This is a genomic window from Actinomycetes bacterium (assembly GCA_024222295.1).
In the GTDB taxonomy this organism is placed as follows: domain Bacteria; phylum Actinomycetota; class Acidimicrobiia; order Acidimicrobiales; family Microtrichaceae; genus JAAEPF01.
Map to the genome: position 1 here is coordinate 222,268 of JAAEPF010000023.1, position 14,164 is coordinate 236,431.

Sequence of the window (14,164 nt, forward strand, 5' to 3'; positions counted from 1 at the left end):
CGCACAACGCACCCACATCGGCGATCCCCGCCACCGGGACGGAGACGGGTCCGATCGGACTCGCTGGTGGGTCCGGTTCCTCGAGAAGCTCGTGGGGTACTCGGGATGCCTGAGACCTCAGCGGCGGTCCGGCGCATGGGCACGGGCTTCGAACCCTCTGCCTGGCTGCCCTCGGTCAACCGTTGAGCGAGCCGAAGTTCGGCGGGTTGGTTGCGAGAACCCTGTCGATGAAGTCATCGACAAGGTCGTTGGCGGTTCCGGGGTCCAGCGTCGGGACGTGGCCCTCATTCAGTGCGTGAACCTCGTGTGGTGAATCGACCTGGGAGTCCACCGCTGCTTCGAGGTCAGCGAAGAAGTACTCGCAGTTGGTCAGTCCCGCGGCAGAGGCTTCGGGTATCGGAGCCATGTCGCCACCACAGAACACATCCATGAGGCCGTACACGAAGAACACCGGCACCGAACGAAAATCCTGGTTGGCGATCTGGGCCTCGGGCAATGACGGGCTCTGGGGATCGGCGAAGTACCCGATCTTGTCGGTAACTCCTTGCGTCTCGAACTCGGCGCCGAACGGGAAGCCGGGTGTTCCCTTGAGAGCGTCGATGAGATCGACCAGTCGGGGGGACATGATGGTTGAGTCGGCGACGACCCCGGTCAGGGCAGTGCCCTCCTGGCCGTAGCTACTGGCAAGCGACCACACGCCCGTGGAGCCGGCGCTGGTGCCGTGTGCCCACACCTGGGTGGTCGGATAGTTTGCCGCTACGTAGTCGATCGCCGCCATGGTCGCCTGCAGGCCGTTTACTTGCGCGTTCGGGTTGGTCGGATGGTTGGTGTAGCTAGTGCCGAGGCCGGAGTACTGGTCGTGGTCGCAGTAGCTCACGACAAGCACTCGATACCCGTCCTCGATTCGACGAACCAGCGTTTGGTCCTCGGGCTGGCCGTCGCCGGCGAATACCCGCTCCTCGACGATTCCGATCAGAGCGTCGAAGGACTCCTGATGGTTCCACGCGTTCTCGTCCTGGAAGGTGAGCGCGACATAGTCGCCCTCATCGCCGTAGTAGCCGACGCCGCCGCCATGGAGATACACCCACAGGGGAGCGTTTGCATCCGGTGCGCCGGCCGGATTCATCACGAAGAACGAGTAATTGCCCGACAGTCCGCACTCGTAGGCGTTGTTGACGTAGTAGTCGAGCTCCGAAGTCAATTCGAACGCGTTGTAGCTCCGCTCCTCGTCGAGCACGATCTGGCTCGTATCGCGGAGCACGAACTGACCCGAGCCACCGGGGGCGCCACCAGAGGTGCACGCTGCCCCGACCAGCGCGACCCCCATGGCCGCACAGACCCACCGTCTCATGAGTGTCCTCATCGACCCCACCGCCAACCTCGTATCTGGAATGAACTCCGCACCCGCCCAGGTTTCGCCAAGCTACGGCGGTGGTTTCGAGGCGTCAACGCGGTCAGCTCCACACCGCTACGAGCGCCCCCACGGCCCACTTCCCGCAGACACGAAGAACCCCGCCGCCTGGTGCAGGCGACGGGGTTCGCACGAGCTTCGTGCTCTCACGGGTGGCGGAGAGTGAGGGATTCGAACCCTCGGAGGCCTTGCGACCTCAACGGTTTTCGAGACCGTCCCATTCGTCCGCTCTGGCAACTCTCCGCCAACGACGGTAGCGGTCGCAGCGGGGCCGGGGCCATCCGGAGGTGCCCCGTGGCGCCGGCTCAGCGCCGGGACGCGAAGAACTCCGAGAGCTGCGCGGCGCACTGCTCTGCAGCCACGCCGCCGCGGGTGGGGAACTCGTGGTTGAGCCTCGGGTCCTGGCCCAGGTGGTAGAGCGATCCGAGGGCGCCGGCGTCGTCGTTGGCAGCGCCCCAAACCACCCCCGCGATGCGCGACGCCCAGAGGGCACCGGCACACATCGGGCAGGGCTCGAGGGTGACGACGAGCACACAATCATCGAGCCGCCAACGACCGAGGACATCAGCAGCATCACGCAGCGCCAGAACCTCCGCATGGGCGGTCGGATCGCCGCTGGCCTCGCGCTCGTTGTGACGGGCGGCGACCACCGAAGCGGATCCGCCCGGGCTGTCCTGCACCACGACCGCCCCGATCGGGACTTCGCCCAGAGCACCGGCCGTGGCGGCGAGCGCGAGGGCCTGCTGCATCCACTCGTCGTGATTGGGGTCGCCTTCGAGAGTGTGTGCCACCGGTCCTCCGCACCCCCATCATTGCGCGCCGAGCCGCAGCGTCCGGCAACGCAGGTTGACAACAGCGGCGCGCAACGCCGTGCCAGCGGGCAAGCTTGTGTCGTGAGCTCGCCCGACGACCCCGGATCCCAGCGAGCAACTGGGGACGCAGCCGACCAGCCCATCGAGATGGACGTGCTGCCCGAGGGATCCGACGCCGACGTGGTGGATCCGCCGACGGCGGAGGTGCGCAGGGTGGCGGAGCTCGCAGACAACATCGGGCTGGCACGAGCTCGGTACGACCGTGAGACCTTGCTGCGAAAGGCCGGTCTGGAGGGAGTCGACACCCGGCAGTGGTGGCGGGCGATGGGCCTGGTCGAGGTGCCAGACGGCGTGGTCGCCTTCGGCAACGACGACCTGGCGATGGTGCGCGCGCTGCGCGTCGTGCTCGGCCTGGACGGCGACGGCGACGGCGACGACAGCGACGACGGCGATGACGACCTCGAGGCGCCGGGCGCCAGTGCCTCGGAGCACGTCTTCCGCCTGGCGCGGCTGCTCGGTGGCAGCTTCTCGCGAATCGCAGAAGCTCAGACCGAGGTGCTCGAGGACATGCTCGTGCAGATGGGCTCCGTGGGGTCCCTCGACTCGCCTGCCGAGCGCGCTGCCGCGCTCAACTCATCGGACTCCGAGGTCCTGCTCGAGCTGTTCGAACAGGCGATGACCTATGTGTGGCGTCGACACATGTTCGCGTCCCTCGGTCGCTGGATCGGTGCCGACCCCGACGAGTCCACGGCCGCTGTCGGCTTCATCGACATCTCGGGGTTCTCCCAGATGTCGAAGCGGGTCGATGCCGACGTGCTTGCGGAGGTCATCGAGCGCTTCGAGTCCGAGGCTGTCGACGTGGTGTCACACCACGGCGGGCGGGTCGTGAAGTTCATCGGCGACGAGGCCTTCTTCGTGGTCGACGACGTCCCGGCTGCGGTGGACGTGGCACTCGAGGTCGCCCGGCGCATGGCCGATGCCGAGCCCAAGGTGGCGTTGCACACCGGCATAGCTGCAGGGCCGATGGTCTCGATCGCCGGCGACGTGTTCGGCCACACCGTCAACCTCGCCAAGCGGCTCACCGACGTGGCACGCAAGGGCAAGGTGGTGCTGCCCAAGGACGACGTCGCGGCCCTCGAGGGCCGCGACGACCTCGTGGTGCGACGGGTGGCCCGCGTGTTCGAGCTCAAGGGAGTGGGGCGCACCTCCGCGGTGAGCATCAGCCGCCGCAAGACCGAGGACTGACCGAGGCCCGTCGGCGCTGCAGGTGTGATCGCTCGCTGTCGAACCTCGTCGGTCTCTGCGAAGGGGCCGCAGGGAACCACAAGGATCCGGCCTTTCGAGGCGCCCCGACCCTGTTGTCGGCGGTGGCAGCGTCGGTGGCGTCCAGAGGTGGGACCCGGTGGCGGAGAGGGTGGGATTCGAACCCACGGTGACGTTACCGCCACAAACGCTTTCCAAGCGTTCCGATTCGGCCGCTCTCGCACCTCTCCTGGTGCTTCCGGAGCTGTTGCTCCGGCAGTTGTCCACTGTGGCCGAGCACATCTCGTTGGGACAACTCGGCGCAGGACAAGGTATCGTATGGCCTCCGATCGCGCCCTCGGGTGGCGGCCGGGTCCTGTGCAACCACAGACCGTGAACCGGGTCAGGGCCGGAAGGCAGCAGCTCTCAGCGGATCCTGCGGGGTGCCGCAGATCGCCTGGCCGCCTCCCGAGGGCGTGGTCGTTCCCATCGCGGCGGACACCGTCGAGGAGGGTGCGTAGGATCGGCACCCGTGGCCCAGCAATCGCTCTACCGCCGTTACCGCCCCCGCCGTTTCGCGGAGATCAAGGGCCAGGAGCACGTGGTGCGGGCCCTGCGCAACGCAGTGGCACAGGAGTCCGAGGGTCACGCCTACCTGTTCTCGGGTCCGCGCGGCACGGGCAAGACCTCGACCGCGAGGATCCTCGCGAAGGCGCTCAACTGCACCAACCTCAGCGACGGCGAGCCGTGTTGTGAGTGCGAGTCGTGCGAGGCGATAGAGAGCGGCCGCAGCTTCGACCTGTTCGAGCTCGACGCTGCTTCCAACAACGGTGTCGATGCGGTGCGCGACCTGGTGGAGCGTTCGGCGGTCAGCTCGCCCGGGCGCACCAAGGTGTACATCCTCGACGAGGTCCACATGCTCACCGCAGCAGCCTCCAACGCACTGCTGAAGACACTCGAGGAGCCGCCTGACCACGTGCGGTTCGTGCTGGCCACGACCGACCCGCAGAAGGTGCTGCCCACGATCCGCAGCCGCACCCAGCACTTCGAATTCAACCTGCTGTCCGCCGAGGAGCTCGCCGACCACGTGCGCTGGGTCGCGGCCGACGCCGGGCTGGACATCGACGACGAAGCGGTCGCCCACTCCGTTCGCCAGGGCCGTGGCTCGGTTCGCGACACGCTTTCGGCCCTCGACCAGATAGTCGCCGCCGGGGGAGTGCTGGTGCGTTCCGAGCCGGTGGAGCAGCTGTTCGAGGCGTTGGCGGCCTCGGACGCGGGGGTCGCGATCATGGCAGTGGCCGACGCCCTGGCGCAGGGTCACGACCCGCGGGTGCTGGGTGAGGCGTTCCTGGGTGCGCTGCGCGATGCGTTCCTGTTGTCGCTCGAGGTCGACACACCGCACCTGGTCGACACCGACCGCGAGCGGCTGGGTCGGTGGGCCGGCGAGGTCGGCACCAAGGGCCTCACCACGGCGATGGAACTCGTCGGGCAGGCGCTGGTCGACATGCGCAACGCAGCCGACCCCCGCGTACCGCTCGAGGTCGCACTGGTGCACCTGACCGCCGGCAGCACTGTCGCCACGGACACGGCGGCTTCCTCTGCGCCGACAGGCGAGGCGCCCTCGTCGACCGATCTCGACGGCATCCGTTCGCGGCTCGACCGCATCGAGGCGAAACTCCGCAAGGGAGGTGGCAGCACCGCCGAGCCGACGCCGGATGAGCCGAAGCGGGCGGCCCCTGCTCCCCAGCCCCAGCGCGCGGCTGAGCGCGGCAGGGCTCCGGAGCCCGCAGAGGCTCCCGCGCCCGCAGAGGCTCCCGCGCCGACGAGTGAGCAGGGTGCGCCCCAGGCGTCCAAGGGTGCCCGGGCACCGCGACGGTCGGCTCCTCCGCCTCCGCCGCCGCGAAGGCGCGGTGGTGCGCCCAAGGCTGCAACTCCGCGACAGGAGCAGCCGGCCGATAGCCAGCGGGCCGCCCGGGAGCCGTCCCAGCCGCAGCAACCGGCTCGGCAACCCGACGCTGCGCAACTGCAAGGACCCGAGCCAGCAGCCGCACCCCAGCCACAGGCCGATCCGGCTCGGGCCGGTTCCATGCCCGACCGCGATGCGATCGTGATGGCGTTCGGCGATGCGGTGGTGCCACAGCTCAAGGGAGTGGCCAAGGCGATCTACTCCGCTGGGCGCTTCGTGGCGGTTGCCGACGGAGTCGCCGTGTTCTCCCTGGATAACGCGCCCACCCGCGACCGCGCCGAGAAGTACCGCGCGCAGGTGGAGCAGATGCTCGCTGACCGTTTCGGATCTCCTGTGCCGCTGCGCCTGGTGACCGAGGCCGACGCCGACGCATACGCAGGCGGTGCCGGCCCCGCAGCCTCGTCCCATGCGGACCCTGCTGCCGGGGCTGGATCCCACCAGGGCGATCCAGCGCCGTCGGTTGCAGAGGCCGACTCGGCACGCCGCACCGGGCGTGGCGCCGAGCCGCCGCCTGAAGCTGCGAAGCCGGCGGCACCAGAGCCAGGGCAGGCCGCGCCGGCGGAACCCGAAGCAAGCCGGTCAGCAGAGGCCTCACCCGCCGAGGCCCCGGTGGCGGCCGAGGCCGAGGACGAAGTCGAGCTGATCGCACAGGTCGATCAGCTCGAAGACGCAGACGTGGCAACCAACAGCGTCGACAAGGTCACAGCAGCGTTTCCCGGTGCGCAGCTGATCGATACGGAGGACACGAACACATGAGCGGATCGGCAGACGACGACAAGTTGCCAGAGGTGGTTGAGGGCGAGTTGGTCGGCGAAGGCGGAGCCGATGCTGCGGATCCACTGGCGGCCCTCGGGGGCGGCAGCGGTGGCCTCGACCTCGGCGCCATGATGGAGATGGCCCAGGACATGACCTCCAAGATGGGCGAGGCACAGTCCCAGCTGGCCGAGGCCCGGGTGGAGGGGTCGGCAGGTGGTGAGCTGGTGAAGGTCACTCTGAATGGCCACCTGCACCTGGTTGGGCTGAGTATCGACCCGGCCGCGTTCGACCCCGACGACCCCACGATCCTCGAGGATCTCGTGCTGGCAGCATGGAAGGACGCCCACGACGACGTTGCCGAGCTCCAGGCGCAGTCTGATCCGCTCGGCGGCCTTGGTGGTCTCGGCGGCGGCCTCGGCGACCTGCTCGGGGGAGGCTGAGCCCACATGTCGACCGCACAGGCTTCCTCGGTCCAGGACCTGATCGACGCGCTCGGCCGCTTGCCCGGCATCGGCCCCAAGTCGGCGCAGCGCATCGCCTACCACTTGCTCAAGTCCGACGCGGAGGAGACGCGGCGCCTTGCCGAGGCGATCGTGGGCGCCAAGGAGAAGGTCGGTTTCTGCACCCGTTGCTTCAACCTGAGCGAAGGCGAACTGTGCCCGGTCTGTTCGGATGACCGCCGCGACTCACACGTGGTGTGTGTGGTCGAGGAGCCCCGCGACGTCATCGCGGTGGAGCGCACGCGGGAGTTCAAGGGGCGGTACCACGTACTTGGCGGCGCGATCGACCACCTGCAGGGCATCGGGCCGGAGCAGTTGCGGATCCGCGAGCTGCTGGCTCGCATCGAGTCTGAGGGGATCACCGAGGTGATCATCTGCACCAACCCCAACCTCGAGGGCGAGGCCACGGCGCTCTACCTGAGTCGTGTGCTCAGCATGCCCGGCCTGACCGTCAGCCGGATCGCCAGTGGTCTGCCCGTAGGTGGCGACCTCGAGTACGCGGATGAGCTCACCCTCGGCCGGGCTCTCGAGGGCCGCCGGGTAGTGGGCGAGCAGGCGGAGCCCGCCCCGTCTGACTGACCGCCCGACGCGACCGACCCCCGACCGGAGGCCGAGGGTCGGTTCGTTCGTTGGTTTCGTTCGAGCTGAATCACCCGTGGGGTGATTCAGCTCGAGCAGAGCAACTCATCAGGAGGAAGGATCGATCAGAGGGCCTTGACGATCAGAGGGCCTTGACGATCAGGGCCTCACCCTGGCCGCCACCACCGCACAGGGCGGCAGCGCCGGTGCCACCGCCGCGACGGCGCAGCTCGTTGATGAGCGTGAAGGTCACCCGGGTGCCGGAAGCACCGAGAGGGTGGCCCTTGGCGATGGCGCCACCGTTGACATTGACGACGTCGCTCTCGATGCCGAGGTCCTGCATCGAGGCGATGCCAACTGCTGCGAAGGCCTCGTTGAGCTCGAAGAGGTCGATGTCGCCGAGCGACATGCCTGCGCTGGCGAGGGCCTTGTTGATGGCCCGGCTCGGCTGGGTGAGCAGCGACGCGTCGGGCCCGGCGACCTCACCGGATGCGAGGATCTCGGCGATGGGCGTTGCGCCGAGGCGGTCCGCTGCGTCCTTGGAGGCCACGATCACGGCCGCGCCTCCATCTGAGATCTGCGAGGCGTTGCCGGCGGTGATGTTGCCGGCCTTGTCGAACGCCGGGCGCAGGCCACCGAGCGACTCGGCGGTGGTGCCACCGCGCACGCCCTCGTCTTCGGTGAACTCGACCGGGTCGCCCTTGCGCTGGGGGATCTCGACGGTGATGATCTCGTCGTCGAAGAAACCGTCCTTCTGGGCACGGGCTGCCCGCTCGTGGGAGTCGGCCGCCACCTGGTCCTGGATGTCACGGGGCAGGCCGAGAGAAGCGGCGTACTTCTCGGTGCCGGCACCCATTGCGCACTGGTCGAAGGCGCAGAAGAGGCCGTCGTACATCATCGAGTCGACCACGGACTTGTCGCCCATCCGCATGCCCGCACGGGCGTCGGGAAGCAGGTACGGAGCGTTGGTCATCGACTCCATGCCGCCGGCCACGACAACATCGGCGATGCCGGCGTTGATGATCAGGTCGGCGAGGTGGATGGCGTTCATGCCGGACAGGCAGACCTTGTTGACGGTCATCGCCGGGACGTCCATGCCGATGCCGGCGTTGACCGCGGCCTGGCGGGCCGTGATCTGACCGGTACCGGCCTGCAGCACATGGCCCATGAACACGTAGTCGACGTCGTCGGCCGAGATGCCCGCGCGGTCGAGAGCACCCTTGATGGCGAAGCCGCCGAGGTCGGTGGCCGCGAAGCCGGCGAGGCTGCCGGAGAGCTTGCCGATTGGGGTACGTGCGCCCCCGATGATCACTGAGCCAGCCATTTGATTCCCCTTGTTCGATTGGGTTCAGGCGTGCCCGTGGCCCGCCTGCGGTTCGTCGACGTTACCGCGACCCCGTCAGGAGCCACCAGTGCGAGGGTCACCGGAGTCGTCGTCGTCGGCCTCGGCCAGCAGCTGGGGTTTGGGGGTGGAGGACCAGTGCTCGGTGGGGTCGGCCTTGTGCCCGAAGACGGAGCCGACACCCAGCGCCACAGCGGCGGCCAGGCGTTTGGCGAGCTCCCAGGAGCGTTCCAGCATCGGCCGAAGGCTAGGGCTCCCCAGGGGTACGAGCACTGTGCGACTGGCCGAGCATGATCCACTCGCGACGCGTCAGTCCGTGGAAGAGGTGGTGCACCAGGTGTGCGCACTCCTGCGCGTCGACGTTGGGGTGATCGAAGTCGCGTGCGGGCTGGCGGCGCAGGCCGATCTTCTCCATCACACGCTGCGAGGCGGTGTTGCCTCGGCTGGTGAAGGACACGACCTCGGGCATCGAGAACTGCTCGAAGCCGAAGCGCAGCGCCATGGTGGCCGCCTCGGGGGCATAGCCGCGACCCCATGAGCCAGCCGCCAGCCGCCAGCCGACTTCGACCGTGCCCGGCTGGAGGAAGTCGGCGGGCCACAGACCGACGAAGCCGATGAACCCCTGTCCATCTGTAACGTCCACCGCCCACAGCCCCCAACCGGCCTCGTCGAACTGCTCAGTGATGCGCTTCACGAATGCATTCGACTCGGCCCTGCTGAGCGTGCGCGGGAAGTACTTCATCACTTGGGGATCCGCGTTGAGCGCGGCGAACGGATCCAGGTCGGCGTCGCGCCAGGGGCGCAACAGCAGCCGCTCGGTGCGGAGGGTGGGTGCGGTCATCCTGTCCACCCGGCCGGTGATCGGCGGCCGGGTCCCGCGATCGTACCGCCGGTTGATTCCGCCGGCTTGTGGCAATCGCAGCGCAAATGGGAGGCGTGTGGGCCTTTCGGGGGATGATGATTGCGTGATGGGTTCCATGCTCAACCGCCACTTCCTCAAGGAGATCGACTTCGAGCCGGCAGAGCTGCGCGCGCTGCTCGACCTCGCCGGCGAGCTGAAGGCCGCCAAGGCCGCCGGCACCGAAGTGCAGCAGCTCGTGGGTCGCAACGTGGCCCTCATCTTCGAGAAGACCTCCACACGAACCAGGGCGGCATTCGAGGTGGCAGTCCACGACCAGGGCGGGCATGTCACCTACATGGACCCTTCCGGATCACAGGTCGGCCACAAGGAGTCGATAGCCGACACGGCCCGGGTGCTCGGTCGGATGTACGACGCCATCCAGTATCGCGGTGAGCGCCAGGCCGACATCGAGGAGCTGGCCCGCCACGCCGGAGTGCCGGTCTACAACGGGCTGACCGACGAGTGGCACCCCACCCAGATGCTGGCTGACTTCCTCACCATGCATGAGCACGGCGGCAAGCCTTACGACGAACTGTCGTATGCGTTCGTGGGTGACTGCCGATTCAACATGGGGCGGTCGTTGCTCGTCATGGGAGCGCTCATGGGCTCCGATGTGCGGCTGTGTGGGCCCGCTGCGCTGTCCCCACCCGATGACGTGGTCGCGATTGCCACCGAGATCGCAGGCCGCACCGGAGCGACCGTCACGGTCACCGATGACCCCGAAGCAGCAGTCGCCGGAGTCGACTTCGTGCACGCCGACGTGTGGGTCTCGATGGGGGAGGACAAGTCGGTGTGGGTCGACCGCGTCGAGACGCTGCGCCCTTACCAGGTCAATGCCGCGCTGCTCGCCAGCTCCGGCAACGCCGATGTCCGCTTCATGCACTGCCTGCCCGCCTACCACGACTCCAACACAGTCGTCGGAGCAGAGACCATGGCCGCCACCGACATGACCGGTGGCCTCGAGGTGACCGATGAAGTGTTCGAGTCGCCGGCGAGCATCGTGTTCGACCAGGCGGAGAACCGGCTGCACACGGTCAAGGCGATTCTGGTCGCCACTCTCGGCGACCGCTGACAGGCGCCTGTCGAAGGTGGACGCTCAGCGGCTCGGCTCGAGCTCCACCAGGGTGCGACCGGGAGGAATGTTCACCTCGGCTCCGTCGATCCCCGTCAGCTCGTAGGGCGACGTCGGTGCCGGCCGCGACCAGTTGAACGGCGTTGCGGTACCTCCGTGCAGCAGCAGCCCGGTTCCCTGACCGACGGACTGCACTTCGGGAGACCGGTGGTCATATGGGCTGCGGCCGTAGACGGTGCGCAGGATCAACACGTTGGTCCAACCGAGCGGCAGCCCGGCCGGGTCGGTGAGAAGCCCGCGGCGGTCGTGGCGGATCCACTCACCGCGCTCTGGGTCCCATCGCATCGTCAGCGAGGTCATGTTGCTGAACGGGATGTCGACGGCGTCGACCGGCACACCGGCTGCGGTCAGCGGTCCACGGGCGAACGGCGACTGCGCCGGCTCCTCGATCGTGGATGCTTCGCTCAGCCCGGCCAGCTGGACCTCGAGGTCGTGGGGAGCGCGTCGCTTCGAGGATCGGCTGTAGTAGCGCGCCGCCCAGCCAACCGGCGGTGCGGGGACCAGGTCGGTCGCATAGAGCGCCTGGAGTGTGAGGTCGTTGCCGCCGGAGAACCCGACCAGCGGGCGTCCCAGATTGGCGAGCAGGTTGAAGTCGCTCGTGCGGATCGACCTGACCGGCCCAGCCCGCTCGGGCACCGAGGAGTGGAACACCCCCACGAATCGGGTGAGGCCACCCTCGACGAGTTCCTCGAACACGAGATCGGCCCGCTCGACACCGTCGTAGGAGCGCACCGAGGGGTGGGCGTCGAACTTCACGGCCACTGCATGGTTGTGGATCGGGTCGACGTCGGTCGCCGTGAGTGCGGTCAGCGGCCAGGCGGGCCTTGGCGGGGTCGTCGTCGTGGTGGAGGTGGTCGATGTGCTTGAGGTGGTGCTTGTCGTGATGGCACGGCGCGCCGGCTGAGGTTCGGCGGTCGTTGTGGTCTCCAGCGCGGAAAGGGAGGTGCCGCCGCCTCCGAGCACACCACCGAGCAGCGACCAGACCAGCGCTGCGGCCAATGCCACACCACACAGCAGCCCGAGGTCCAGGAACCGGACCCGTCTCGGCTCGTTCACTCCCGGGCTCATCGCGCCGCCTTTGCAGCACCCGCGAGCCCTACCGACGGTGGGCGGGCCCTCGATTGCGGAGACCATCTGAACCGATCGCGCACCGCAAGCATCATCAGGCTCCGCACGACCACGAGGTACAGCAGCGGGCGGTACAGCAACCAGTAGAGCGGCGCCAGCAACAGGTGGCGACGGTGCAGGTCGTCTGCCGACATCGCGACGGCCAGCAACACCAACTGGCAGGCGACCGCCACCAGCACCAGCGGGTGGGCGAGGTTGCTGAACCCGAAGACGATCCCCGCCAGCAACATGATGTCGGCCGGCATGGAGAAGGCGGCAACCATCGCGAAGTGGGCCATCAGCGCTGTGGCCAGTGAGGCGCGCGGACGTGGGGTGGCCTCGGTGCGCAGGGCGAGCCCGTTGGCCACCTGAAGGACCCCACCGCTCCAGCGGATGCGCTGGTGCCAGAACTGGCGGAGGTTGGCCGGCCCGACGGTCAACGCCCGTGCCCCGGGCTCGAAACCGACCTTCCAGCCGGCCCGCTGGATCGCCACGGTGGCGTCGGTGTCCTCCGCCACGGTGCGGTCACTGAACCCGCCGATGTCGGACAGCGCAGTGCGCCGAAACACGCCGAACGCCCCGGGCACACAGACCTGTGCGCCCACCGATGACAGTGACCGTCTGAACACGCCGTTGGCGACCGCGAACTCCATGGCCTGGAAGCGCCCGATGAGGCCCCGGGGCCGCACCATCTGGATGGCTCCCGACACGGCGCCAACCGTCGGGTCCTGCATGGCTTCGGTGATCATGTCGATCGCGGCCGGCTGCGGGAGCGTGTCCGCATCGATGGTGACGATCAGGCCATGTCGCGCCTGCCGCACGCCGGTGTTGAGCGCGGCCGCCTTGCCTGCGGGAAGGGTGCTGATGACCTCGACGCCGGGTCCTCCCGCCTGGCGGGCCACCTCGGCAGTGGCATCGGTGGAGCCGTCGTCGACAACGATCACCTGCGGTTTGGTGCGTGCTGCGGCGGCGACTGCAGCGAGCGTGGAGGCAATCGTGGCCTCTTCGTTGCGGCAAGGTATGACCACCGAAACCGCATCGGGCTCGTGTGCCCATTGCGTTGGGTTCCGGCGGCGAATGAAGTGCCACACGCCGAACAGCGCAACGGCGGTCAGCGCGAGTGTGGTCACTCCCAGGATCACCGACATGTTGGACACGAGCCACTCGGTGTGCGAGCCGGCCGAAGCCAGCGTGCCGAGCACCTGCCCGGCCCGCACAGTGGCGCCCGGCGCCGGCACCGTCACCGCCGGCACGACTTCGTCGTCGATGAAGTCGGCCAGTGGCACCACCGTCCACTCGTGCTGGGCCAACCAGGGCAGGAAGATCCTCAGGGCACCGACCGACTGTTCGACGGACTCGGCCCTCGAGTCGGCGGGGGCGCTGAACTCGATGACGGCCCCGGGCCCTCCGGGCGGCTGGGCGTCGAGGATGAGGTCGGCAGTGCGAGATGCGAATGAGGGAGCGCGACTGGACCTGTCGGCCGATACCACCACCATCGAGTCACCGATGGCCTCAGCGACGGCCTGCTCCTCCTCGTCGGCGACGTCGGTGGTCAGCAATCCCAGCGGTCGCACCAGTCGGGTGCGAAATCCGGTGACGCCCGCGAGAAGCGTGTTGGCTCGGTCCACCCGCTGGCCGATGGCGGCGCTGTCTCCGCGTACCAGGTCCTCTCCCTGCAAGCCGGTGAGGCCCACGGTGTGGCCGTCGGCAACTGCCCGCTGGACAAGATCCGGGTGTTGGGAGACAGCGGTTGCCTCGAAGAAGAACGAGCCGGAGGCCCCCGACTCTGCCAGCACGTCGAGGATCCGCGGCGTCCATCCAGCAGTGGGCCCGCCTGTGAAGACGAGAGCGGCATTGCCCGGCTCGCGGACGTCGGCTGCGTCGATGTCCGCGTGTACGACCGCTGCCGTTGTGATCGGAACGCCTGATGCCTCGGAGTTGAGCGGGGCGGTGGGCTCTCGCGGCATGGCGGTGTGCGCCCACCACGACAGCGCTCCAAGTACGCCCACCACAGCGATGACCACCCCAGCCGCCGCCGCCAGGGCGCGCATCAAGAAGCGCTTGCCCCGGTCTCGGCGCCTCGTCCGAGGCGTTGATGGTTCGTTCAGTAATTCAGCGCGGCGCCGAAGCCCGTCGCGCCACGACGTCTCCACAGCCCCTTGCTCCCCAGTGCAACACGTGGGGCAAACTACCACTGGCCTGCGACTGGCGGACAGCCGGTGGGAGCAGGGGGTGCGGCCCAACTGAAGAGCCGCCGTGTTTCGCCAGCGACTGTCCGACCTCGTTCACGCGGCCGTCGGCCACGGCCGCTTCCGCCGGCTGTGGTGGGGCCCTGCCATCCACCACGGCCCCGCCACGAATCACGAGGTCGTACGCCGGCAACTCCCGGAGTTGACCCCGGTTCGGCGCCCGACGT

General features: G+C 68.4%; 12 protein-coding genes, 2 tRNA genes and 1 other RNA gene. 6 read left to right on the forward strand and 9 right to left on the reverse strand.

The window, feature by feature from the left end; translation table 11 throughout:
* Nucleotides 1–175 precede the first annotated feature (175 nt).
* The 3 genes from GY812_06870 to GY812_06880 all read right to left on the reverse strand — a co-directional run bounded on the left by GY812_06870 (nucleotide 176) and on the right by GY812_06880 (nucleotide 2,160).
* Nucleotides 176–1,351 (reverse strand): hypothetical protein, encoded by a 1,176-nt coding sequence (locus GY812_06870; protein MCP4435208.1) that lies wholly within the window; start codon nucleotides 1,349–1,351, stop codon nucleotides 176–178.
* A gap of 213 nt (nucleotides 1,352–1,564) precedes the next feature.
* Nucleotides 1,565–1,654, reverse strand: a tRNA-Ser gene (locus GY812_06875).
* A gap of 62 nt (nucleotides 1,655–1,716) precedes the next feature.
* Nucleotides 1,717–2,160 carry a nucleoside deaminase gene (locus tag GY812_06880; GenBank protein ID MCP4435209.1) on the reverse strand — a complete coding sequence of 148 codons (444 nt, stop codon included), beginning with the start codon at nucleotides 2,158–2,160 and terminating at the stop codon, nucleotides 1,717–1,719.
* Between the two features lie 144 nt (nucleotides 2,161–2,304).
* Here GY812_06880 and GY812_06885 point away from each other — a divergent pair, with 144 nt between their 5' ends.
* Entirely contained in the window at nucleotides 2,305–3,468 is a 1,164-nt protein-coding gene (locus GY812_06885; GenBank protein ID MCP4435210.1) for an adenylate/guanylate cyclase domain-containing protein, read from the forward strand.
* Between the two features lie 158 nt (nucleotides 3,469–3,626).
* On the opposite strand, the gene GY812_06890 is transcribed toward GY812_06885, so the two are convergent.
* A tRNA-Ser gene (locus tag GY812_06890) sits at nucleotides 3,627–3,716 on the reverse strand.
* Between the two features lie 116 nt (nucleotides 3,717–3,832).
* Between GY812_06890 and ffs the strand changes: the two genes are divergently transcribed.
* The 4 genes from ffs to recR all read left to right on the forward strand — a co-directional run bounded on the left by ffs (nucleotide 3,833) and on the right by recR (nucleotide 7,266).
* Nucleotides 3,833–3,931, forward strand: an RNA gene (gene ffs / locus GY812_06895) — signal recognition particle sRNA small type.
* Nucleotides 3,932–3,997: 66 nt separating this feature from the next.
* Nucleotides 3,998–6,187 carry a DNA polymerase III subunit gamma/tau gene (dnaX, locus tag GY812_06900; GenBank protein ID MCP4435211.1) on the forward strand — a complete coding sequence of 730 codons (2,190 nt, stop codon included), beginning with the start codon at nucleotides 3,998–4,000 and terminating at the stop codon, nucleotides 6,185–6,187.
* Nucleotides 6,184–6,627: a YbaB/EbfC family nucleoid-associated protein gene (locus GY812_06905; protein MCP4435212.1), complete on the forward strand. Its 444-nt coding sequence runs from the start codon at nucleotides 6,184–6,186 to the stop codon at nucleotides 6,625–6,627. Before dnaX ends, GY812_06905 begins: the two co-directional genes overlap by 4 nt.
* Nucleotides 6,628–6,633: 6 nt before the next feature.
* Nucleotides 6,634–7,266 (forward strand): recombination protein RecR, encoded by a 633-nt coding sequence (gene recR, locus GY812_06910; protein ID MCP4435213.1) that lies wholly within the window; start codon nucleotides 6,634–6,636, stop codon nucleotides 7,264–7,266.
* 142 nt (nucleotides 7,267–7,408) lie between these two features.
* Here the strand turns inward: recR and GY812_06915 are convergent, their stop codons facing one another.
* From GY812_06915 to GY812_06925, 3 genes are all read right to left on the reverse strand, one after another.
* Complete coding sequence (locus GY812_06915; GenBank protein MCP4435214.1) at nucleotides 7,409–8,590, reverse strand: acetyl-CoA C-acetyltransferase; 1,182 nt, start codon at nucleotides 8,588–8,590, stop codon at nucleotides 7,409–7,411.
* Nucleotides 8,591–8,665: 75 nt separating this feature from the next.
* Nucleotides 8,666–8,845, reverse strand: a complete 180-nt coding sequence (locus GY812_06920; GenBank protein MCP4435215.1) for a hypothetical protein — start codon at nucleotides 8,843–8,845, stop codon at nucleotides 8,666–8,668.
* 10 nt (nucleotides 8,846–8,855) lie between these two features.
* A complete protein-coding gene (locus GY812_06925; GenBank protein ID MCP4435216.1) occupies nucleotides 8,856–9,449 on the reverse strand; it encodes a GNAT family N-acetyltransferase in 594 nt (197 codons plus the stop codon).
* Between the two features lie 127 nt (nucleotides 9,450–9,576).
* Here GY812_06925 and argF point away from each other — a divergent pair, with 127 nt between their 5' ends.
* Nucleotides 9,577–10,581: an ornithine carbamoyltransferase gene (gene argF, locus GY812_06930; GenBank protein MCP4435217.1), complete on the forward strand. Its 1,005-nt coding sequence runs from the start codon at nucleotides 9,577–9,579 to the stop codon at nucleotides 10,579–10,581.
* 24 nt (nucleotides 10,582–10,605) lie between these two features.
* Here argF and GY812_06935 read toward each other — a convergent pair whose 3' ends face one another.
* Together GY812_06935 and GY812_06940 are read right to left on the reverse strand one after the other, a co-directional pair.
* Nucleotides 10,606–11,709 carry a DUF3048 domain-containing protein gene (locus GY812_06935; protein ID MCP4435218.1) on the reverse strand — a complete coding sequence of 368 codons (1,104 nt, stop codon included), beginning with the start codon at nucleotides 11,707–11,709 and terminating at the stop codon, nucleotides 10,606–10,608.
* Nucleotides 11,706–13,799 (reverse strand): glycosyltransferase, encoded by a 2,094-nt coding sequence (locus GY812_06940; GenBank protein ID MCP4435219.1) that lies wholly within the window; start codon nucleotides 13,797–13,799, stop codon nucleotides 11,706–11,708. Before GY812_06940 ends, GY812_06935 begins: the two co-directional genes overlap by 4 nt.
* Nucleotides 13,800–14,164 lie beyond the last annotated feature (365 nt).

Bases quoted from the DNA above. Each gene is read 5' to 3' on its own strand.
- GY812_06870 (MCP4435208.1), bottom strand. From the start codon at position 1,351: ATGAGACGGTGGGTCTGTGCGGCCATGGGGGTCGCGCTGGTCGGGGCA.
- GY812_06880 (MCP4435209.1), bottom strand. From the start codon at position 2,160: ATGCAGCAGGCCCTCGCGCTCGCCGCCACGGCCGGTGCTCTGGGCGAA.
- GY812_06905 (MCP4435212.1), top strand. From the start codon at position 6,184: ATGAGCGGATCGGCAGACGACGACAAGTTGCCAGAGGTGGTTGAGGGC.
- recR (MCP4435213.1), top strand. From the start codon at position 6,634: ATGTCGACCGCACAGGCTTCCTCGGTCCAGGACCTGATCGACGCGCTC.
- GY812_06915 (MCP4435214.1), bottom strand. From the start codon at position 8,590: ATGGCTGGCTCAGTGATCATCGGGGGCGCACGTACCCCAATCGGCAAG.
- GY812_06920 (MCP4435215.1), bottom strand. From the start codon at position 8,845: ATGCTGGAACGCTCCTGGGAGCTCGCCAAACGCCTGGCCGCCGCTGTG.
- GY812_06925 (MCP4435216.1), bottom strand. From the start codon at position 9,449: ATGACCGCACCCACCCTCCGCACCGAGCGGCTGCTGTTGCGCCCCTGG.
- argF (MCP4435217.1), top strand. From the start codon at position 9,577: ATGGGTTCCATGCTCAACCGCCACTTCCTCAAGGAGATCGACTTCGAG.
- GY812_06935 (MCP4435218.1), bottom strand. From the start codon at position 11,709: ATGAGCCCGGGAGTGAACGAGCCGAGACGGGTCCGGTTCCTGGACCTC.
- GY812_06940 (MCP4435219.1), bottom strand. From the start codon at position 13,799: ATGCGCGCCCTGGCGGCGGCGGCTGGGGTGGTCATCGCTGTGGTGGGC.